Raw genomic sequence first — 1,855 nt, 5'->3', positions numbered from 1 at the left:
TCCTGGCGGCGGCGACGTTTATGACCATCGTGGCCTGGTTGAACCTGGTCTTAGGCAAAGCCGGGGCGTTCTTTAGCATGGTGCTGTTGGTCCTACAACTGGGCGCATCGGCGGGGACCTACCCGTTGCCATTGACCAGTCACTTCTTCCAGGCCATTCATCCCTTCTTGCCCATGTCTTACGGGGTTGCGGGATTACGGCAAACGCTGATGATTGGCGATTCGGCTTGGCCGGATATCGGGATGTTAATCCTCTTCTTAATGGTCTTTACGGGCCTGACCTGGCTGTTCTACGCCCGCCGGTATGCGCGGCTCAAGCGGATTGACTTTAATGATGCCGCAGCTGTGAGTGCCACCCGAAGTCGCTTAGCGGCCCACCTGATTCGGCAAAAAGAGTAATTGTGCTCATTGAATGATCAACTTGTGGCAATGATTGGGTCCTCTCTTGGAGATGGCTCAATTTTTGTGATGAGTGAGGTGGTATGCAGACGCGTTATGGCGGGAATCGATTGGGTTTGAGTTCGGAGTGCGGGTTGTGAGAATGTTTGACATCATCAAAGAAAGCACTTTTACTTTAAGTAAGTGCTAATAAAAAATAAGGAGGACACCAACATGAAAGCAGTTAGAATTTATGGCGCCAAGGACGCCCGGTTAGAAGACGTGACGATTGCGGACCCGAAGGACGATGAGGTTCAACTCAAGGTCAAATACTGTGGGATTTGTGGCAGTGACTTACACGAGTATACGGAAGGGCTGACGTTACCCACGGTCAAGCACCCCATCAGTGGCCAGTCGCTCCCCATCATCATGGGCCACGAGTTCGCCGGTGAAGTCGTCAAGGTCGGCCAAAATGTGACTGACTTGCAGGTTGGTGACAGCGTCGCCGTTGAACCGTTGATTGCGTGTGGTCACTGTGACAATTGCCGGGCCGGGCGATACAACCTTTGCGAAAATGCCATTGGGGACGATGGCAGCAGTAACTTCCTTGGCTTTTCGGCCGACGGGGGGTACGCCGAGTACGCCAACGTCCGCGACTTCTTCGCCCACAAGATGCCAGCTGGCATGAGTTATGAACTGGGTGCCGTGACCGAACCAACGACGGTGGCCTACGAAGCCATCAAGAAGAGTCAACTGCGGGTCGGGCAAACGGTCGCCGTCATGGGGGCCGGTCCTATCGGCTTGTTAACGGCAACGTTGGCAAGACTTGCTGGGGCAACTAAGGTCTATATTACGGATGTCTCCCCGGAACGGCTACAAAAAGCCCGGGACTTAGGCCTGACAGACGTCTTGGATTCTAGCCACGGGGACGTGGTTGAGCAAATCAAGCAGGGTACTCCCGGTGGCGTAGATTTGGTTTACGATGCGGCTGGTATCCAAACGACCTTTGACACCGCCATCCGAGTGGCCAAGAAGGGTGGTAGGGTCATGTTGATTGCCCTCTTCAGTCAAAAGATCTCGGTCGACGTGACGAACCGTTTAATCATGCAAGGCCTGGATATCTTAACGACGTTAGGCTACAACAACGATTATCCTGCGGTCATGCGGTTAATTAACGAGCACGCCGAAACCTTCAAAAAGATCATCACGAAGAAGATTCCGTTGTCCCGGGCCATTGAAGATGGTGTGAAGACCTTGGCGACCGATAAATCACAAGTCAAAATTTTGATTTCGCCGACCATGTAGGCAACTGGCGGTCACCCACAGGAGGAAACTTGCTGGCCCACTAATTTAGCGGTATGGCAAATTACAAGTTTAATCCGAACAAGCCCGGAATCTTTCAATGGCAGTCTGTTGATGATGTATTTTTAATGGTCGTTGATTAATTAGTTCAAGTGCTGCTAGGATCTCATCAGTCG

General features: G+C 52.1%; 2 protein-coding genes and 1 pseudogene. 2 read left to right on the top strand and 1 reads right to left on the bottom strand.

What is annotated here, in order from left to right; all coding sequences use genetic code 11:
* Both DXH47_RS11455 and DXH47_RS11450 read left to right on the top strand, forming a co-directional pair.
* Positions 1-398 (top strand): YhgE/Pip family protein (locus DXH47_RS11455; RefSeq protein WP_225423583.1); only part of this gene is annotated, 398 nt, incomplete at its 5' end.
* A 213-nt stretch (positions 399-611) separates the two neighbouring features.
* Positions 612-1,682: a 2,3-butanediol dehydrogenase gene (locus tag DXH47_RS11450; protein WP_129033426.1), complete on the top strand. Its 1,071-nt coding sequence runs from the start codon at positions 612-614 to the stop codon at positions 1,680-1,682.
* Positions 1,683-1,751: 69 nt separating this feature from the next.
* On the opposite strand, the pseudogene DXH47_RS11445 reads toward DXH47_RS11450, so the two are convergent.
* A pseudogene (locus DXH47_RS11445) lies at positions 1,752-1,855 on the bottom strand (IS30 family transposase); the annotation flags it as partial.

Source organism: Levilactobacillus suantsaii (assembly GCF_004115745.1).
GTDB classification, from domain to species: domain Bacteria; phylum Bacillota; class Bacilli; order Lactobacillales; family Lactobacillaceae; genus Levilactobacillus; species Levilactobacillus suantsaii.
Note: the sequence above shows the minus strand (reverse complement) of the source record. Positions and strands in the feature narration are given on the sequence as shown.